14 protein-coding genes are annotated in these 15,674 nt (G+C 39.4%); 3 read left to right on the top strand and 11 right to left on the bottom strand.

Annotation, left to right across the window (positions count from 1 at the left end; translation table 11 throughout):
• Positions 1 to 12 precede the first annotated feature (12 nt).
• From ACW6PM_RS00240 to ACW6PM_RS00230, 3 genes are read right to left on the bottom strand one after another with little or no spacing between them, the layout of a single operon-like run.
• Complete coding sequence (locus tag ACW6PM_RS00240) at positions 13 to 1,839, bottom strand: amino acid ABC transporter ATP-binding/permease protein (protein ID WP_456055800.1); 1,827 nt, start codon at positions 1,837 to 1,839, stop codon at positions 13 to 15.
• On the bottom strand, positions 1,839 to 3,578 hold the full coding sequence (locus tag ACW6PM_RS00235) for an ABC transporter ATP-binding protein/permease (RefSeq protein WP_456055799.1): 1,740 nt from the start codon (positions 3,576 to 3,578) through the stop codon (positions 1,839 to 1,841). Before ACW6PM_RS00235 ends, ACW6PM_RS00240 begins: the two co-directional genes overlap by 1 nt.
• Before the next feature lie 15 nt (positions 3,579 to 3,593).
• Complete coding sequence (locus ACW6PM_RS00230; RefSeq protein ID WP_456055798.1) at positions 3,594 to 3,941, bottom strand: nitrous oxide-stimulated promoter family protein; 348 nt, start codon at positions 3,939 to 3,941, stop codon at positions 3,594 to 3,596.
• Between the two features lie 220 nt (positions 3,942 to 4,161).
• Here ACW6PM_RS00230 and ACW6PM_RS00225 point away from each other — a divergent pair, with 220 nt between their 5' ends.
• The 3 genes from ACW6PM_RS00225 to hcp all read left to right on the top strand — a co-directional run bounded on the left by ACW6PM_RS00225 (position 4,162) and on the right by hcp (position 7,903).
• A complete protein-coding gene (locus ACW6PM_RS00225; RefSeq protein ID WP_456055797.1) occupies positions 4,162 to 4,494 on the top strand; it encodes a DUF6054 family protein in 333 nt (110 codons plus the stop codon).
• A gap of 117 nt (positions 4,495 to 4,611) precedes the next feature.
• A complete protein-coding gene (locus tag ACW6PM_RS00220; protein WP_456055796.1) occupies positions 4,612 to 6,204 on the top strand; it encodes an AAA family ATPase in 1,593 nt (530 codons plus the stop codon).
• Between the two features lie 112 nt (positions 6,205 to 6,316).
• On the top strand, positions 6,317 to 7,903 hold the full coding sequence (gene hcp / locus ACW6PM_RS00215; protein ID WP_456055795.1) for a hydroxylamine reductase: 1,587 nt from the start codon (positions 6,317 to 6,319) through the stop codon (positions 7,901 to 7,903).
• A gap of 75 nt (positions 7,904 to 7,978) precedes the next feature.
• Here hcp and ACW6PM_RS00210 read toward each other — a convergent pair whose 3' ends face one another.
• The 8 genes from ACW6PM_RS00210 to ACW6PM_RS00175 all read right to left on the bottom strand — a co-directional run bounded on the left by ACW6PM_RS00210 (position 7,979) and on the right by ACW6PM_RS00175 (position 15,666).
• Positions 7,979 to 8,959, bottom strand: a complete 981-nt coding sequence (locus ACW6PM_RS00210) for a PfkB family carbohydrate kinase (protein WP_118375643.1) — start codon at positions 8,957 to 8,959, stop codon at positions 7,979 to 7,981.
• Positions 8,960 to 8,976: 17 nt separating this feature from the next.
• Positions 8,977 to 9,861 (bottom strand): D-psicose 3-epimerase, encoded by an 885-nt coding sequence (locus ACW6PM_RS00205; protein WP_456055794.1) that lies wholly within the window; start codon positions 9,859 to 9,861, stop codon positions 8,977 to 8,979.
• A 17-nt stretch (positions 9,862 to 9,878) separates the two neighbouring features.
• The gene (locus tag ACW6PM_RS00200; protein WP_306767549.1) at positions 9,879 to 10,877 is read right to left on the bottom strand and encodes an ABC transporter permease; all 999 of its coding nucleotides are present in this window, start codon (positions 10,875 to 10,877) and stop codon (positions 9,879 to 9,881) included.
• Between the two features lie 2 nt (positions 10,878 to 10,879).
• Positions 10,880 to 11,890 carry an ABC transporter permease gene (locus ACW6PM_RS00195; protein ID WP_118375645.1) on the bottom strand — a complete coding sequence of 337 codons (1,011 nt, stop codon included), beginning with the start codon at positions 11,888 to 11,890 and terminating at the stop codon, positions 10,880 to 10,882.
• An 11-nt stretch (positions 11,891 to 11,901) separates the two neighbouring features.
• Positions 11,902 to 13,389 (bottom strand): sugar ABC transporter ATP-binding protein, encoded by a 1,488-nt coding sequence (locus tag ACW6PM_RS00190; RefSeq protein WP_456055793.1) that lies wholly within the window; start codon positions 13,387 to 13,389, stop codon positions 11,902 to 11,904.
• A gap of 110 nt (positions 13,390 to 13,499) precedes the next feature.
• A complete protein-coding gene (locus ACW6PM_RS00185) occupies positions 13,500 to 14,597 on the bottom strand; it encodes an autoinducer 2 ABC transporter substrate-binding protein (protein ID WP_118370129.1) in 1,098 nt (365 codons plus the stop codon).
• 21 nt (positions 14,598 to 14,618) lie between these two features.
• A complete protein-coding gene (gene hxlB / locus ACW6PM_RS00180) occupies positions 14,619 to 15,191 on the bottom strand; it encodes a 6-phospho-3-hexuloisomerase (protein ID WP_118142224.1) in 573 nt (190 codons plus the stop codon).
• A 1-nt stretch (position 15,192) separates the two neighbouring features.
• A complete protein-coding gene (locus ACW6PM_RS00175) occupies positions 15,193 to 15,666 on the bottom strand; it encodes an RpiB/LacA/LacB family sugar-phosphate isomerase (protein ID WP_158574767.1) in 474 nt (157 codons plus the stop codon).
• Positions 15,667 to 15,674 lie beyond the last annotated feature (8 nt).

The raw sequence follows: 15,674 nt of genomic DNA, 5'->3' as shown, positions 1-15,674 counted from the left end.
TTTTGTTGCTTTCTAAGAAATTCTGCCGTTCTCCATCTCATACACCACATCTGCCACGTTCATTGTGGATACTCTGTGGGATACGAGAACGACGGTTTTCTTCAAAGCTGATTCCTTCAATGATTTTAGAATTATTCCCTCATTTAAGGAATCAAGGTTTGATGTCGGTTCGTCGAGCAGAATCAGAGGGCTGTCATGGAGAAATGCCCTTGCAATCCCGATTCTCTGCTTCTCACCGCCCGAAAGCGTATCACCTAATTCTCCGACTTCTGTATCATATCCATTCGGAAGTGTCATAATAAAATCATGGATAGATGCTTTCTTTGCAGCTTCCATAATCTCTTCTCTGGTTGCTCCCGGCTTTGCGATGGCAATGTTGTTTGCAATAAAATCATGGAACAGGTGTGTTTCCTGAGTTACATAGCTTTCCATATCTCTTAAATGCTTAGTCTGAATCCTTCGGACATCTGTACCGTCTACCGATACATTTCCGGCCTGCACATCCCAAAACCGCATCAACAGTTTTAAGAGTGTAGATTTTCCGGAGCCACTCGCTCCATGAATGCCTGTAATCTTGCCCGGCTCTAATTTCAGTGAATAGTTATCTAAAATAACTTCATTATCATAAGCGAATGTTACGTTCTCTGCCTCTGCTCCTGCGAATGCATAATCTACTCTCGCCTCAGAATCTACATCCTGATTGTTAGAATGTTCCTCAGTTTCATCTTTGAAAATCTCTGTATCAGAAATTTTCGCAGTCTCCACATCACCCGGAATTTCTTCCACAAGCGGTGTCTCTTCCAGAAGTGAAAGCACACGCTCACCACTTGCCAGTGTCTGGTTCAGGTTATTTGAAAGGCTTGAAAGTGCCACTACCGGTCCAAACGAACCCATCATTGCGATGGTACAGATTAGGATTCCCTCGAAGCCCATCGCACCATTATCATACAGCCGGATCGTCAGTGCCAGCATTCCAAAGGATGCAAGCAGGATAACCATGTTTGTAAATGAACGCTGTGAGCCTTCCATCTTGCTTAATGATTCCTGCATTCCGGCAAGATTTTTGGAACGCTCAGACATCTGCTCTTTTCTCTTCTCACCCTGCCCGTACTGGATAGTCTCGTCCAGTCCACGTAATGAGTCCAGAACAAAGCTGTTCAGTTCTCCGAAGTTTGTCCGAAATTCCATTCCCTTTTGACTGCCACGTTTCCCATTCCACATCGGGATGGCTACTCCGACAATCAGATAAGCCGCCAGGGCAAGCACGCCTGCCAACCAGTGATATCTTCCAATAAAAATCACCATAATAATCGAGGTCAGTGTGGCAATCGCAATAGGTGAAATGGTGTGTGCATAAAACACCTCAAGCAGTTCGATATCGGTTGTAATAATGGAAATCAGGTTTCCCTTATCACGGCCCTCAAGCTTTGCCGGGCAGAGTTTTCTAAGTGCCGCAAACACTTTATGACGGATGATTGCAAGCAGCTTAAATGCGATAAAATGATTACAATACTGCTCCATATAATGCAGGATTCCACGAAGCACTGCAATTACAATCATGACTGTGATAATGGTTTTTACCGGGGTAAATACCAGCCACATATTTTCCACCGGAACAATCATTCCTGCTACCCCTGTCAGAAGTCCATGCACGATAACCTGTCCTGCCAGTATTGTAAGGAAGATTGCACACAAGTAGCCTAATGTTCCAAGGATAATTGCTGCCAGCATGATATGTAGCAGGGGTTTTACCAGACCAATCAGGCTTCCCATGATCCGGATGGCACTTCTTCTTTTGGTGTCAGGCATCGTTAAATTTTCATTAACTTTTTCACTCATTATGCCACTCCTCCTTTTCCATAGTTTTCCAGTGCCATCTGGCTTTCATACAGATGTCTGTATGCACCATTTTGGCTCATCAGCTCATCATGCTTTCCGCTTTCCTTGATTTCTCCATCTTTTAAGAAATAAATCTTATCCGACTTCACAACATTTGCCAGTCTGTGGGAAATCAGAAGCACCGTCTTTGTCTTTGCCAGTTCGTGAATCACATCCATGATCAGCTCTTCACTCTCCACATCGATGTTGGATGCAGCCTCATCAAAAATGTAAACCTCGCTTTCCGGCTTAAGCAAAGCTCTGGCAATCACCAGTCTCTGGCACTGACCGCCGGACAGGTTGCTTGCTTTTTCCTGAAGCTTTGTCTGTAAGCCCTCCTGTGTCTGTAAAAATCCCAAGAGATTGACTTTCTGAAGAACTGCCTCCATCTCTTCTTTCGTTGCGTCCGGTTTTGCCATCTTCAGATTCTCTTCTACTGTACCTTTGAACAGATAACTGTTATGGCGAACCAGAACAACCCTCTGCATCAGATTTGTTTCCTTCACTTCATTGAGTGGTATGCCACCGATAGTGATTTCTCCACTATATCCACGATTCTTTGCCGCAAGTATTCCGGCAATCGTACTCTTACCACATCCGGATTCACCAACCAGTGATACAAAGCTTCCTGCTGGGAGATTTAAGCTTATTCCTTTTAAAATCTCTCTGTCCTTCTCATAAGAAAAATGTACATCTTTTAACGTAACATCTAACGCTCCGTCCGGCAGTGTTTTTTCTCCGGCCTGTGGCTCCGGTAAATCTAAAATCTTAAAAATCTTATCACTTGCTGCCATACCATTCATTGCGATATGGAAAAATGAACCAAGCAGCCGAAGCGGCAGGAAAAACTCGCTGGCAAGCAGAACGATACATAACGTTCCTGCTACACTGATATTTCCCTTTAAGAATTCAGACACCGCAACTGCCATACCGATGGCTGCTCCACCATACGCCACAATATCCATCACACTGGTGGAATTGAGCTGCATGGTCAGAACCTTCATCGTAATCCTGCGGAAGTTCTGGGATTCCACATCCATCTCGTCTGCTTTCTGTTTATCTGCCTGATAAATCTTCAGTGTGGTAAGTCCCTGTAAATTCTCAAGGAACGAATCCCCCAGTCCGGTATAGATGCTCCAATAGTTATTTAATAATCTCTTCGCCACTTTCTGTACGACTACAATTGAAATCGGAATCAGCGGTACACAGATCAGCAGGATGACACTCGCTTTCAGGCTCACTCTGCAAAGAATGATAAATAAGGTCAGCGGTGCGATCAGGCTGTAAAATAACTGTGGGAGATATTTTCCAAAGTATGTCTCCAACTGCTCCACACCCTCGGTTGACACCTGTACGACTTCTGACGAGGATACCTGCTCACTGTAGGAAGCTCCCAACTTCAACATTTTCTCATAAATCTTTTCTCGCAGAATCCGCTTTACATCCACACATGCCAGATAGGAAGACCTTGCTCCCATCCGCTCACAGATAAATCGGATAACCACAACCACAACTAAAATCAGTATCGTCTGTTCAATCACCGGAATCGTCACAGCACGATACACTACTCGTTCCAGTAAATCGGCAATAGTAAAAACCGCCACTACCTGCGACAGAAGGGCTGCCCACTGCCACAAAATCGTGTACACGATATATTTTTTTGCGTGGGACAACAGCCCCACCAGTCTTGTTTTAATCATAAGATTCTTACCCTTTTATTTCTTTTTTATTCTTTTTTCTTTCCTGCTGCATATCAAATGCCATACTGCAAGCACCGGATGATAAAACAGCATCCTTGGTCCTGAAAACCGCATGACCTGCCTAATCTGTTCTCTCATTTCCGGTTTATAACAATGTACCTTGCAATTCGCACAGAACGTCTTTTCTTCCATAAATGGACACTTTTGACTTCTTTGTTTTGCATAATCCGAAAGCGCTTGACATTTAGGACAAATCTGCCCTGCCTGCCCGTCTTCTTTCGGATGGTTTTTTCGGCAATACAGCCGGATCATCTCTTCCACGACATACTGTTCTTTCTGCCGTTTCTTTTCAGTTTTATTCATATTAATATTCCACTTCCGCTCCTTTCGGTCGACACGACTATCTATAGTTCTGTATATCTATTTTCAGTCATTTGTTTCTAACCGTCTTGAAAAAGATACCATTATTTAAGGACTCGTGTCAATACTATTTTCGTGCATACTTATTTCCCATGTGATATACTAATTGCTAAGAAAAAACTATTATAATTGTAATAGATAATGAAAAGAGGAGGGCTTGTATATGGCAAAAATAGAAAGAGTTATCAATAAGGATTTTGACCAATTACTTTCCACGATTGAAAACGGAATAATAAACGGCAGTGTGTCTGCATCTCTGGAGGATGCTAGTGACTTTCGAAGCCAAGATGCGCGTTGCAGCGTCAGGGTATTTGAACGCTTCAGCTATACCGGTGGCAACAGGGTAAGTCTCAATGTTACACTTTTTCAAAATGGCGAGGAGCCTGTTCACCTTTCTGCAATTACGGCAGGTGGAAGCCAGGCTGTGTTTTTCAAGCTTAATACTTTTGGGGAAGAGGCATTTCTTGATAAATTGATTGAATTACTTGATGTGTAGTCAACATCACAGCTCTGATTATCTTTGTATAATATGTTGTGAGCCGTCTGCTTACCTTGTGATTATTAATGGAATCAGTTATAATGTATTCTATAGAATTTTAATGGAGGAATTTACATGGGCAGCTATCTCAATCCGGGAAATTTTTCTTTTCGTGGAAGCCTTCGTTCTAAAATATATGTGGACAAAAGCGAATTGATTGTAAAAACCAATGACGCACTTTGTACAGAGCAAAAGTATATCTGTGTGAGCCGTCCGCGAAGATTCGGGAAGTCAATGGCAGCAAATATGCTTGCAGCATATTATGACCGAAGTGAAAATACAGAAGAATTATTCCACAATCTTGCCATCAGCAAAGACAAATCATATAAAGAAAATCTGAATCAATACGATGTAATCAAAATTAATATGCAGGAATTTTTGAGCATGTCGGAAACAATGGAAGAAATGCTCGAAATGCTTAAAAACTATCTTGTAGCTGATTTAGAGGAAACCTATCCCAAAGTGCGCTTCCGAGATGGAAAAAATCTGATTCAGGTGATGAAAGATGTATTTTCTTATACGAAATGCCCTTTTGTAATTTTGATTGATGAGTGGGATTGCCTGTTCAGAGAATATAAACAAAATAAAGAAGCCCAAAGAAAATATCTGGATTTTTTACGTGCATGGCTTAAGGATAAAGATTATGTTGCAATGGCTTATATGACAGGTATCCTACCAATTAAGAAATATGGTTCTCATTCTGCCCTAAATATGTTTACCGAGTATTCCATGACTGATCCAGGTGAACTTGCAGAGTATTTCGGCTTTACCGAGTCGGAAGTATTTGGACTTTGTGATAAGTATGAAATGAGTTTCGAGAAAGCAAAAATCTGGTATGACGGGTATCAGTTAGTTGAGCATAAAAAAGAAAAAGAAGAATGTCATTCTATGTACAGTCCTAAATCCGTTGTGGAAGCCATGCTACGTCATAAGTTTGGGACTTATTGGAATCAGACAGAAACATATGAGGCATTAAAAATTTATATCCAGATGGACATGGATGGATTAAAAGAGTCCGTGGTTCGAATGCTCGCAGGAGAGTCTGTTTCGATTAATATTGGAACATTCAGTAATGATATGACTACATTTGCAACCAAGGATGATATATTGACATTATTAGTGCATCTGGGATATCTGACATACAACGTAACCGACCAGACTGTGAGAATTCCAAATAAAGAAGTTTCTCAGGAATATGTTAATGCAATCAGCACGATGAGCTGGCATGGAGTGGCAGATTTATTAGATTCATCTCATAAATTACTTGAAGCATTATGGGATTTAGATGAAGAAGCCGTTGCTGCCGGGATTGAAAAAGCTCATGAGGAAATACCCATTCTTCAGTATAACGACGAAAACTCTCTTAGTTGTACAATCAATCTTGCGTTTTATTTTGCACGGGAATATTATTCAATCATACGAGAACTCCCGGCCGGAAAAGGATTTGCAGATATATGCATGATTCCAAGACAAGAACATTTGGATAAGCCAGCAGTCATAATTGAATTGAAGTGGGACAAGAACACGATTGGTGCCTTAAAGCAAATCAAAGAAAAGAATTATGGAAATGCATTAAAAGCATATCAGGGAAAAGTGCTATTGGTCGGTATCAATTATAATAAAAAATCCAAAAAGCATGAATGTGCCATTGAGGTTATGGAAAAATAGACAAAGTTTTTTAAAAAGTATTCGTTATGTTGGAAATCAAACATACAAGTTGTTTTTATAACGCTATTATTCTATCAGAAACATAAAAAAACTACTGATGGAGGAAAAAAATATGTTTTGTTTTCAATGTGAACAAACGGCCGGATGCACCGGCTGTACCGGAAATACAGGTGTCTGCGGAAAAAAGGCAGATACTGCACAGCTACAGGATGAATTGACAGGCGCACTGATTGGTCTGGCAAGAGCTGTCGATGACATATCAACTGTTTCAAAAAAGACCTGGCAGACCATTATTGAGGGCTTATTTACCACAATTACAAATGTAAGCTTCGATAATACAGCAATCGAAGCTATGATACAAAAAGTCAGAGCTGAAAAGGACAGTCTGGCTGGCGGCTGTAATAAATGTCAGTCTCCTTGCGGACGAACTGCCGAATATGATATGCAACAGCTATGGAATGCGGATGAAGATATCCGTTCCCTGAAGTCCCTTATTCTATTTGGTATTCGCGGAATGGCCGCATATGCCTATCATGCATATGTCCTGAATTTTGAAGATCCCGAGGTAAATCAGTTCTTCTGTGAAGCATTATTCAAGATTGGTTACGCAGAAGATATGGATGAACTGCTTCCGACAGTACTTAAGGTAGGTGAAATCAATCTGAAGTGCATGGCACTTCTCGATAAGGCAAATACACAAACCTATGGAACTCCGGAGCCAACAGATGTTACGCTTACGGTGGAAAAGGGACCGTTTATCGTAGTAACCGGACACGATTTAAAGGACCTGCAGCTTTTGCTTGAACAGACAAATGGAAAGGGAATCAATATCTATACTCATGGTGAAATGCTCCCTGCCCATGCATATCCACTCTTAAAGAAATTCCCTCACCTGAAAGGAAATTTCGGAACAGCATGGCAGAATCAGCAAAAAGAATTTGATCATATTCCTGCTCCTATTCTCTACACCACAAATTGTCTGATGCCTCCAAAGAGCAGCTACATCGACAGAGTATTCACAACAGAAGTAGTTGCCTTCCCGGGTACTGTTCATATCGATGAGCAGAAGGATTTCACCCCTGTTATTGAAAAAGCACTTGAACTCGGTGGTTACGAGAAGGATCAGATTTTTACAGGCATAAATGGCGGGACACAGGTAACAACCGGTTTTGGTCATTCAGCAATCCTGTCCCATGCAGACACGGTAATAGAGGCCGTAAAATCAGGAGCTATCCGTCATTTCTTCCTGGTTGCCGGCTGTGATGGTGCCAAACCGGGCAGAAATTACTATACAGAATTTGTAAAACAGACACCTTCTGACAGTATTGTCCTGACTCTGGCATGTGGAAAATTCCGTTTCAACGATCTAAAGCTTGGAGAAATTGGTGGTCTTCCGCGACTGATGGATATGGGGCAGTGTAATGACGCTTACGGTGCGATACAGGTTGCAATAGCACTTGCGGATGCATTTGGATGTTCAGTAAACGAGCTTCCGCTTTCCTTTGTACTCTCCTGGTATGAACAGAAAGCAGTCTGCATCCTCTTAACACTGTTACATCTTGGTATAAAAAATATCCGTCTCGGTCCTTCTCTACCGGCGTTCCTTTCTCCTAACATTCTGAACTTTCTGGTAGAAAACTATGGGATTGCACCTATTACCACACCGGAGGAAGACCTCAAAGTGCTGTTGAAACAATAATATGTATTTTTTCCGATGTTCTAATACACTAATAGGGCGTGTGAAAAAACGAGAGTTTTTTCACACGCCCTTTTGTTAATCTTCTCTTATATAATTATTATTTACTACTTTTTGCACATCTTTTGGATCAGGCATTGAGCGGATTGCGCCTTTCTTTGTTGTGACCAGATATGCGGCAGCGTTGGCAATTTGCAGCATCTCTATCAAATTTTCTTTACTCAAATTCTCTAAATCATGATCCAATAGATAATTTAACACACTTCCACAAAATGTATCGCCTGCACCTGTTGTATCAATTGTTCCACCAAGCAAATATGAAGGTACATATGCCATAATTTCTCTATAATAAGAATAGCTTCCATCAGCACCGGCTGTTATATTAAGGAGTTTTATATTTGGATATCTCTCCATAAGAATATTTGCTCCTTTGTCAAAATCAGATGTTCCTGTCATAAACTCAATTTCATTATCCGAGATTTTCAAAACATCACACTGACTTAATCCATATGCTATCTGTTTTCTCGCATCATCCAGACTTTTCCATAATGGTGGTCTGAGATTTGGATCAAAAGAAATGATTAATCCGTTATTTTTAGCGGTCTCAATTGCTCGTTTTGTTGCCTCCTTTACATTATCATCAGTCATAGAAAGAGTTCCAAAATGAAAGATCCTAGACTGCTTTATCTGTTCATACGCAACCTCATCTGACGATAACATCATATCCGCTCCTGGATGACGATAAAATGAAAATTCTCGGTCGCCATTTTCATAATTTTTCACAAATGCTAGTGTTGTATTATAGTAATCATCTATAATTAATCCTTTGTGATCAATTCCGGTTTCATCCAATATAGCAGTCAGCATTTTTCCAAAAAAATCATTACCAATTTTGCCTATGAATGTACAGGATTTATTATATTTTCTTAATAAAGCAAGTACATTACACGGAGCTCCTCCCGGATTTGCTTCAAAAACCGGATTTTCCTGTCCACTCATTCCATAATCAGTAAAATCTACTAGTAGCTCGCCTAAAGCAACAACATCATATTTTTTCAATTGCTATCCTCCGAATTTCATCCAAGCATATATCGTTCAAATTCTAGTGCATTCTTTGCGTCACGATCCAATGCTTCTTCGCTTGTGTCAGGTACAATATCTCTCCATACCTTAATATTCTGTCCTACAGTTCCTCCCGGCATAACAAAAGGCTCCATCACAACTGTCTTATCATAATTAATGTCTCTTAATGCCTCTCCAATCTCTCTCCAAGGTGTTCGTCCTCTTCCCGGAACCATACGATTACACTCGCCTGTATGGAAGTGTCCCAGTAAACTGCCTGCCTCACGTATTGCTGCACCAATACTTTCCTCTTCAATATTCATGTGAAAAGTATCTAACATTACACTTACATTAGATGCCTTAGGCTCTAATTCACGAACACTTTTCACAAACGCAGTGCATTCCTTTGATGTATTAATAACGTGATTCTCAAAACGATTTAAACTTTCAAGGCCAAGCACCTCAATTCCGCATTCTGCTGCTATCCTTCCAAGTTTGGCCATTCCTTCTATTCCTCTCTCCCAATCGCCCTTTTTGTCAACCGGTTTAGAATAATCAATAGGCCAGCATGAATATAAAGCTCCGCCAATAAGAGTTGCTCCAATTTTTTCCATTCTTTTAAACAAATCAGTATAGAATTCAAGTGCATGCTTTCTTACCGCTGGATCACTGCTTGAAATATTATTTTCCGGCACCGGACCATATCCAACAGTAAGTCGTATATTTTTATCTGCCGCATGCTTTTTTAATTCCTTTAACTCTTCATCACTATATTCCGGGAGTGGCCCGGCAGCAATTTCCAAAATGTCAAACCCAAGCCTGGAAACCTTGTCTATGTAATAATGATAATCTCCATCCCATTCATGCTCCCAATATGCGTAATAAATTCCATGTTGCATAATCTTATACCTCCTTTTTATTTAGACGCTGCCTTTTTTGCACGTCGTTTTGAAATGTAAATGTTAAATACTAAAACTGCAAGTAATGCTACACCCCAGATCATATCTCTGTAATAGTTGCTGATAGACGGAAACTGATTTAAATAAGAAGACAGTGTCTGAAGAATAATAACCGCAAAAGCAATTCCCGGTATATTACCAAAACCACCATCCGGATTAATTCCACCTAAAACAGCGACCAATATTGTCTGCATTGTATAGCTTGTTCCAAAATCCGCCTTAGCAGAATTCAATCTTGATAAGCTCACAAGTCCTGCAACTGCGGATAAAATGCCTGAAATCATGTAACAGCACAATGTCGTCTTCTTAACATTTATTCCTGCAAACTTTGCGGATTTCGCATTTGTTCCAACTAAATATACCTTATTTCCGAAACTCGTTTTACTCATAATCCATGTGAGTATAATTGTACAAATTATAAACAAAATAAATGGTAACGGAATCCCAAAAATCGTCATTGCCGAAAGAATATTAAACTGTCCATTTGCAGATACAGTACTTCCCTTGGACAAAACAATGGATATTCCCATATATAGTTCATAACTACCTAGTGTTGCCAGCATTGGCGGAATATTAAGAAAACTAACAAGGAATCCGTTAAAAATACCACATAAAGCACCTACAACAAGTGCAACTACACATGCAAATATTATTCCTGCAATTCCACTTGTATTACTCTGAATAATTAATCCTGCACTTATTCCACATAAATTTGCAATATATACTGTTGATAAATCAATTCCTCCGCTTAACATACATATACCCATTCCAAGTGACATAAGGCCATATTCTGTAAGCTGCTTTCCAATTGACTGTACATTACCTACATTCAAAAACTGTGATGACTTTGTAATTCCGGTTATAAAAACCAATACCACCAAAATAATGATTAATCTTCTCGAATTTTCATCAAAAGGTAAGGTAATACTTTTTTTCATTTTCTTTGATTCATTCATGTTTACTCTACCCCCTTCTTCTTTGCGGTCGTCTTCGATGCACTTTTTGCCTGCATAGCAGAAATTGCAGTACCTATTATTATAATTGCTCCTATAAATACCTTTTCCCAATATACTGAAATTCCAAGCAAAATCAAACTATTTGCAACCATTGTAAGAAGCAATGTTCCAAGCAGGCATCCTCTGAGAGTACCAATTCCTCCTGTCATACGTGTTCCTCCCAGAATTACTGCCGCAATTACCAGCATTTCTTCTCCAGCATATTCATTTGGGAGATAAAAATAAGACATCATTGCATAACATAAACCTGCAATTGCAGCTATTCCACCATTTACAACAAATACCAGAAATCTGACTTTTCCGACATTTATTCCTGCTCTCTGTGCGCTGACTTCATCTCCGCCTACTGCATATACACTTCTTCCTGCCATTGTGTAATTTAAAACCATATATGCAATTACATACAGTACTATCATAATAATAACTGTAACCGGAAGCGATGAACTCAGCCCTGATTTTGCATTTGTAACAGTTGCAATATTTATCTTACTCAGCTTATATAGTTTATCTGGCAGTTCTGTTCTGCCGGCTTCAAATGCGCCAAACAAAATACCACTACAAATAGATGATGTTCCAAGCGTTACTATCAAACTATTAAACTTATACTTAACAATAAAGAACCCATTAATACAGCCAATAAGACATCCAACACCAATTGCTATAATAAATACCGGAATAACACCTAATGAAAAGTGATTTCCAAGTGTTACAGCAATATACGCTGAAAGTGCTGCAATTAAAGGAAATGATACGTCCGCACCTGTACTTACGAAACTAAGCAATGCACATAATGCGTAAATAGCAGGTATAATCATTGACCTTATTAAATCCATTAAATTGTTACTTGTAAAGAACTGACCTGAACGCACCTGAATTATTACCGAAAATGCGATAATAATACACAAAACATAAAATTCCGTCTGTTTCATGATGCTTTTCACATTAAATTTCATCTTTACACCCCCTATATAGTTGACTTATACAGATTATCATCTGTAAGTTCTTCGCCTTTAAATTCGCCTGTCATTCTTCCAGCTTTCATAATCAAAGCTCTATCACATAAGGCTGTAATCTCAGCTACATCATCTGACACAACAAGCACAGCCATCCCACCTTTAGCTAATTCACGTAATAATTTATGAATATCATACTTTGCACCTATATCCACACCTACAGTTGGACCATTTAATATAAGAATTTTAGGATGCGTCGCCAGCCATCGTGCAAGTACAACCTTCTGCTGATTTCCACCCGAAAGAGTCTGAACCGGCAGTGTATGGTCTTTAGTGGCAACTCCAATTTCTTTAACCCAATGTGCTGACAACTCTTTCTGTGCCGCTTCTTTTACTACACCAAACGCTCCTTGAATTTCTTCCAAGCTTGTTACCGATATATTTTTATAAATTGACTGTGGTAAAAATAATCCCTCTGTCAAACGATCCTCTGGAACCAATGCAATTCCATGTTTTTGAGCCTCAGCCACATTCTTTAGATGAACCGTTTCTCCAGAAACACTAATACTTCCATTCGTAGGTTTAAGCATTCCAAATAAAGCAAGACTGAGTTCGGTGCGGCCTGAACCAAGCTGTCCGGCAATACCAAGGATTTCGCCTGCATGTAAATCAAAGCTTACACTTTCAAATCCCTTTGCTGAAAGATTCTTTACTTCAAGCACTTTTTCAGATTTTGAAAAATCCTTTACTTCTTTAACATCGGTAATGTCAATATTCCTTCCAGTCATGTAATAAGTGAATTTTTCTTCTGTCATTTCCTTTGCAGGACATTTATATACATTTTGACCACTTCTAAGAATTGTGATACTATCCGAAATTTCAAATACTTCATCCAGTTTATGTGAAACAAATAAAATTGTAATACCCTCTTTTTTTAATTCTTCTATAATTCCGAATAATCGAGTTACTTCTTTCTTTGTCAAAGCTGTAGTTGGCTCATCCATAATAATGAGCTTAGCATTATGTAATAAAGCCCTCGAAATAGCAATCAGCTGTTTATCCGCAACCGGAAGTGTTTCAACTCTTGCATCCAGATCTACATCAAAATTAATCTTCTTGACGGCTTCTTCTGCAATCTTTCTAAATTCTCTCTTATTAACAAATTTTTTCTTCTCTGCCAATACTTGATTAAAAGCCAGATTCTCCATTACTGTTAAATTGGGAAAAATTGAAAAATCCTGATATATTACCTGAATACCTGCAGCAATCGCATCAGCAGTAGACATATTTGTATATTCTTTGCCATCAATCTCTATTGTTCCTTCATCCGGTTTATAAAACCCCGAAATTACTTTAATAATAGTTGATTTTCCACATCCATTTTCACCAGCCAGACAATGTGTCTCGCCCTTTTTGATTGTTAAATCTACACCTTTTAATGCATGCACCCCGCCAAATGACTTTTTGATATTTTTTACACATAAAATATTTTCTGACATTAACCCTCACTCTCCTTCAAACTGTTATTTTCTGAAAATCCGGATGTTTTTTAATTAAAACCATCCGGATTTTCACCAGACTACTTCATAAGTTAAATACAGTTTTATATTTAGAAATCGTAATCGTCAATATTATCCTTATTTAAAATCAATGGAGCATTACCTAATACGCAACGATTTACACCTTCCTGGATTTTTACACTATCATACCCATCCTGCTCAAGGTCAATTCCATCTTTTATTTCATCGCCTGATAACACCTTGTATGCCAGATTACACATAGCATATCCTGCTGATGCCGGATCCCACAAACACACTGCATTTATCGTACCATTTTTGACATACTCTCTTGTTGCATTTGGTGTTCCAACACCAACAATTGATACCTTATCAATTAATCCCAGCTCTTCAACTGCCTGAGCTTCACCTAAGATATCAACGGAAGCTGCTCCGGTAAATCCAGCGAGCTCAGAATTTGCCTTTAATAACTCTTTCGCCTTCCCATAAGCTGTATCAACCTTTTCTGACGATTCTGCCGATGGTACAGTATCATTAATCAGCGACATATCAGGATAATTTTCTTTCTGATACTTGTACTCTGCATTAGAATATTCCATATGAGTTGTTGATGTAGTATAGGCAACCATCTGAGCATACTGCCCTTTCTCACCCATTGCTTTTGCAAGCTCCTGCATCATTGCATTTCCAAAATCCTCAGCGGTGAATGCTTCTACATCATATAATGTGCTTTTTAAATCTGAGGCTTCGTGACTAATTACTACAATGCCATTTTCCATGGCTTTTTTCAAAACAGATTCCAATGCACCCGGATCAATTGGGACGATACACAACGCATCAACACCTTGATTAATCATGTCCTCAACCAATTGAACCTGTGATGCCGCATCCGCATTGGCTGGTCCCTTCTGTATTACATCAACTGTCTTTTCCTTGCCAAATTCATCCACTCCAACCTGCATTCTCTTAAACCAGTCCGATGTACCATCTTTAACGACAACTGCAATTGTCCAATCCGCCGGTTCCTTATCTGATTTATACTTTGTAGCATCTAATAATTCAGCGCTAACACTTACCTGTGTATCAGCATTCTTATTATTAGAACCAGAACCTGTGTCTACTGCAGAGCATCCTGCCAAACCTATCATCATTGTTAACCCTAAAACCATTGCCAATAATTTTTTTGCCATAATTTTGTCCCCCTGTGGTATTTATTCAATATTTCTGTGACGGGCTTCCATCTCTTCCTTGGAAATTCCCATTTCTTCACTTAGCATCATTACAATTACATCGAAGAATACAAGCAATGCCTGTTCAAACTGATTCCCCATCATCTGAGCTGTCGGTACATACTCATCCTCTGAGTTGTATACCGCCTTATAAGCAGTTGCAGGAATCCTTATTACCTTATCTGCAATTTCCAATATATGTCCTTTTGCAGAAGGAGTAATTAAAAGAATAGTGGCACCTGTTTTCTTTGCATTATCACAAATTATGTTTTCATGTGCCACGTCAGCACTTCCGCATGCGCATATAAACAAATCTCCTTTGTTCATGGATGGAGTGGTATCATCCCATATCCAATGAGACTCCTTTCCTAAATGCATTAAGCGCATAGCAAACTCTCTCGTCGAAAGCCCTTCTCTTCCTGCACCAAGCAGAAAAACACGCTTTGCATTTTTGATTTCCTCCAATAGTTCTCTCACGTTTTCATCACTCATTCTTGCAAAGACTTCTGATAACTCGTCCAATGCAATTTTAGATAACTCTTGAAAACGATCCATATTACATCACCTCCTGGTATTTTTTATTATCAAGGCGACTAAGCGCCAGCATGCCATCTTCATGTGTTCCTGTGTATCCGGAAAATAACCAGGCATGAATCATTGCCATTGTAAAGTCAATGCCTTTCTTTTCCATGAACCATGCTCCGGTACACAAAACATTTCCATTATTATCATTTTTGCTAAGCACTGCCGGAAAAACATCATAACAAAGTACTGCTCTTATTCCCGGAATCTTGTTTGCTGCCATTGCCATTCCCTGACCTGTTCCACAAATCAAAATTCCATAATCACATTCTTTTGATACAACCTTGTTGGATACTATTTCTGCAATCTCTGCATACTTTCCACCATCTGCTTCATGTTCCGATTCGCAACCTGTATCTACGATATCGTAACCTTCTTCCTTCATTCTCTCTAATAATTTTTTATAGAACCGGTACGCTGCTGGATCACAGCCCATTGCTAATTTCATATTTTTTC

This window comes from Agathobacter sp. (assembly GCF_977054825.1).
Note: the sequence above shows the minus strand (reverse complement) of the source record. Positions and strands in the feature narration are given on the sequence as shown.

Coding starts and splice junctions, on each gene's coding strand:
- ACW6PM_RS00240 (WP_456055800.1), bottom strand. CDS start 1,839: ATGAGTGAAAAAGTTAATGAAAATTTAACGATGCCTGACACCAAAAGA.
- ACW6PM_RS00235 (WP_456055799.1), bottom strand. CDS start 3,578: ATGATTAAAACAAGACTGGTGGGGCTGTTGTCCCACGCAAAAAAATAT.
- ACW6PM_RS00230 (WP_456055798.1), bottom strand. CDS start 3,941: ATGAATAAAACTGAAAAGAAACGGCAGAAAGAACAGTATGTCGTGGAA.
- ACW6PM_RS00225 (WP_456055797.1), top strand. CDS start 4,162: ATGGCAAAAATAGAAAGAGTTATCAATAAGGATTTTGACCAATTACTT.
- ACW6PM_RS00220 (WP_456055796.1), top strand. CDS start 4,612: ATGGGCAGCTATCTCAATCCGGGAAATTTTTCTTTTCGTGGAAGCCTT.
- hcp (WP_456055795.1), top strand. CDS start 6,317: ATGTTTTGTTTTCAATGTGAACAAACGGCCGGATGCACCGGCTGTACC.
- ACW6PM_RS00205 (WP_456055794.1), bottom strand. CDS start 9,861: ATGCAACATGGAATTTATTACGCATATTGGGAGCATGAATGGGATGGA.
- ACW6PM_RS00200 (WP_306767549.1), bottom strand. CDS start 10,877: ATGAATGAATCAAAGAAAATGAAAAAAAGTATTACCTTACCTTTTGAT.
- ACW6PM_RS00195 (WP_118375645.1), bottom strand. CDS start 11,890: ATGAAATTTAATGTGAAAAGCATCATGAAACAGACGGAATTTTATGTT.
- ACW6PM_RS00190 (WP_456055793.1), bottom strand. CDS start 13,389: ATGTCAGAAAATATTTTATGTGTAAAAAATATCAAAAAGTCATTTGGC.
- ACW6PM_RS00185 (WP_118370129.1), bottom strand. CDS start 14,597: ATGGCAAAAAAATTATTGGCAATGGTTTTAGGGTTAACAATGATGATA.
- hxlB (WP_118142224.1), bottom strand. CDS start 15,191: ATGGATCGTTTTCAAGAGTTATCTAAAATTGCATTGGACGAGTTATCA.
- ACW6PM_RS00175 (WP_158574767.1), bottom strand. CDS start 15,666: ATGAAATTAGCAATGGGCTGTGATCCAGCAGCGTACCGGTTCTATAAA.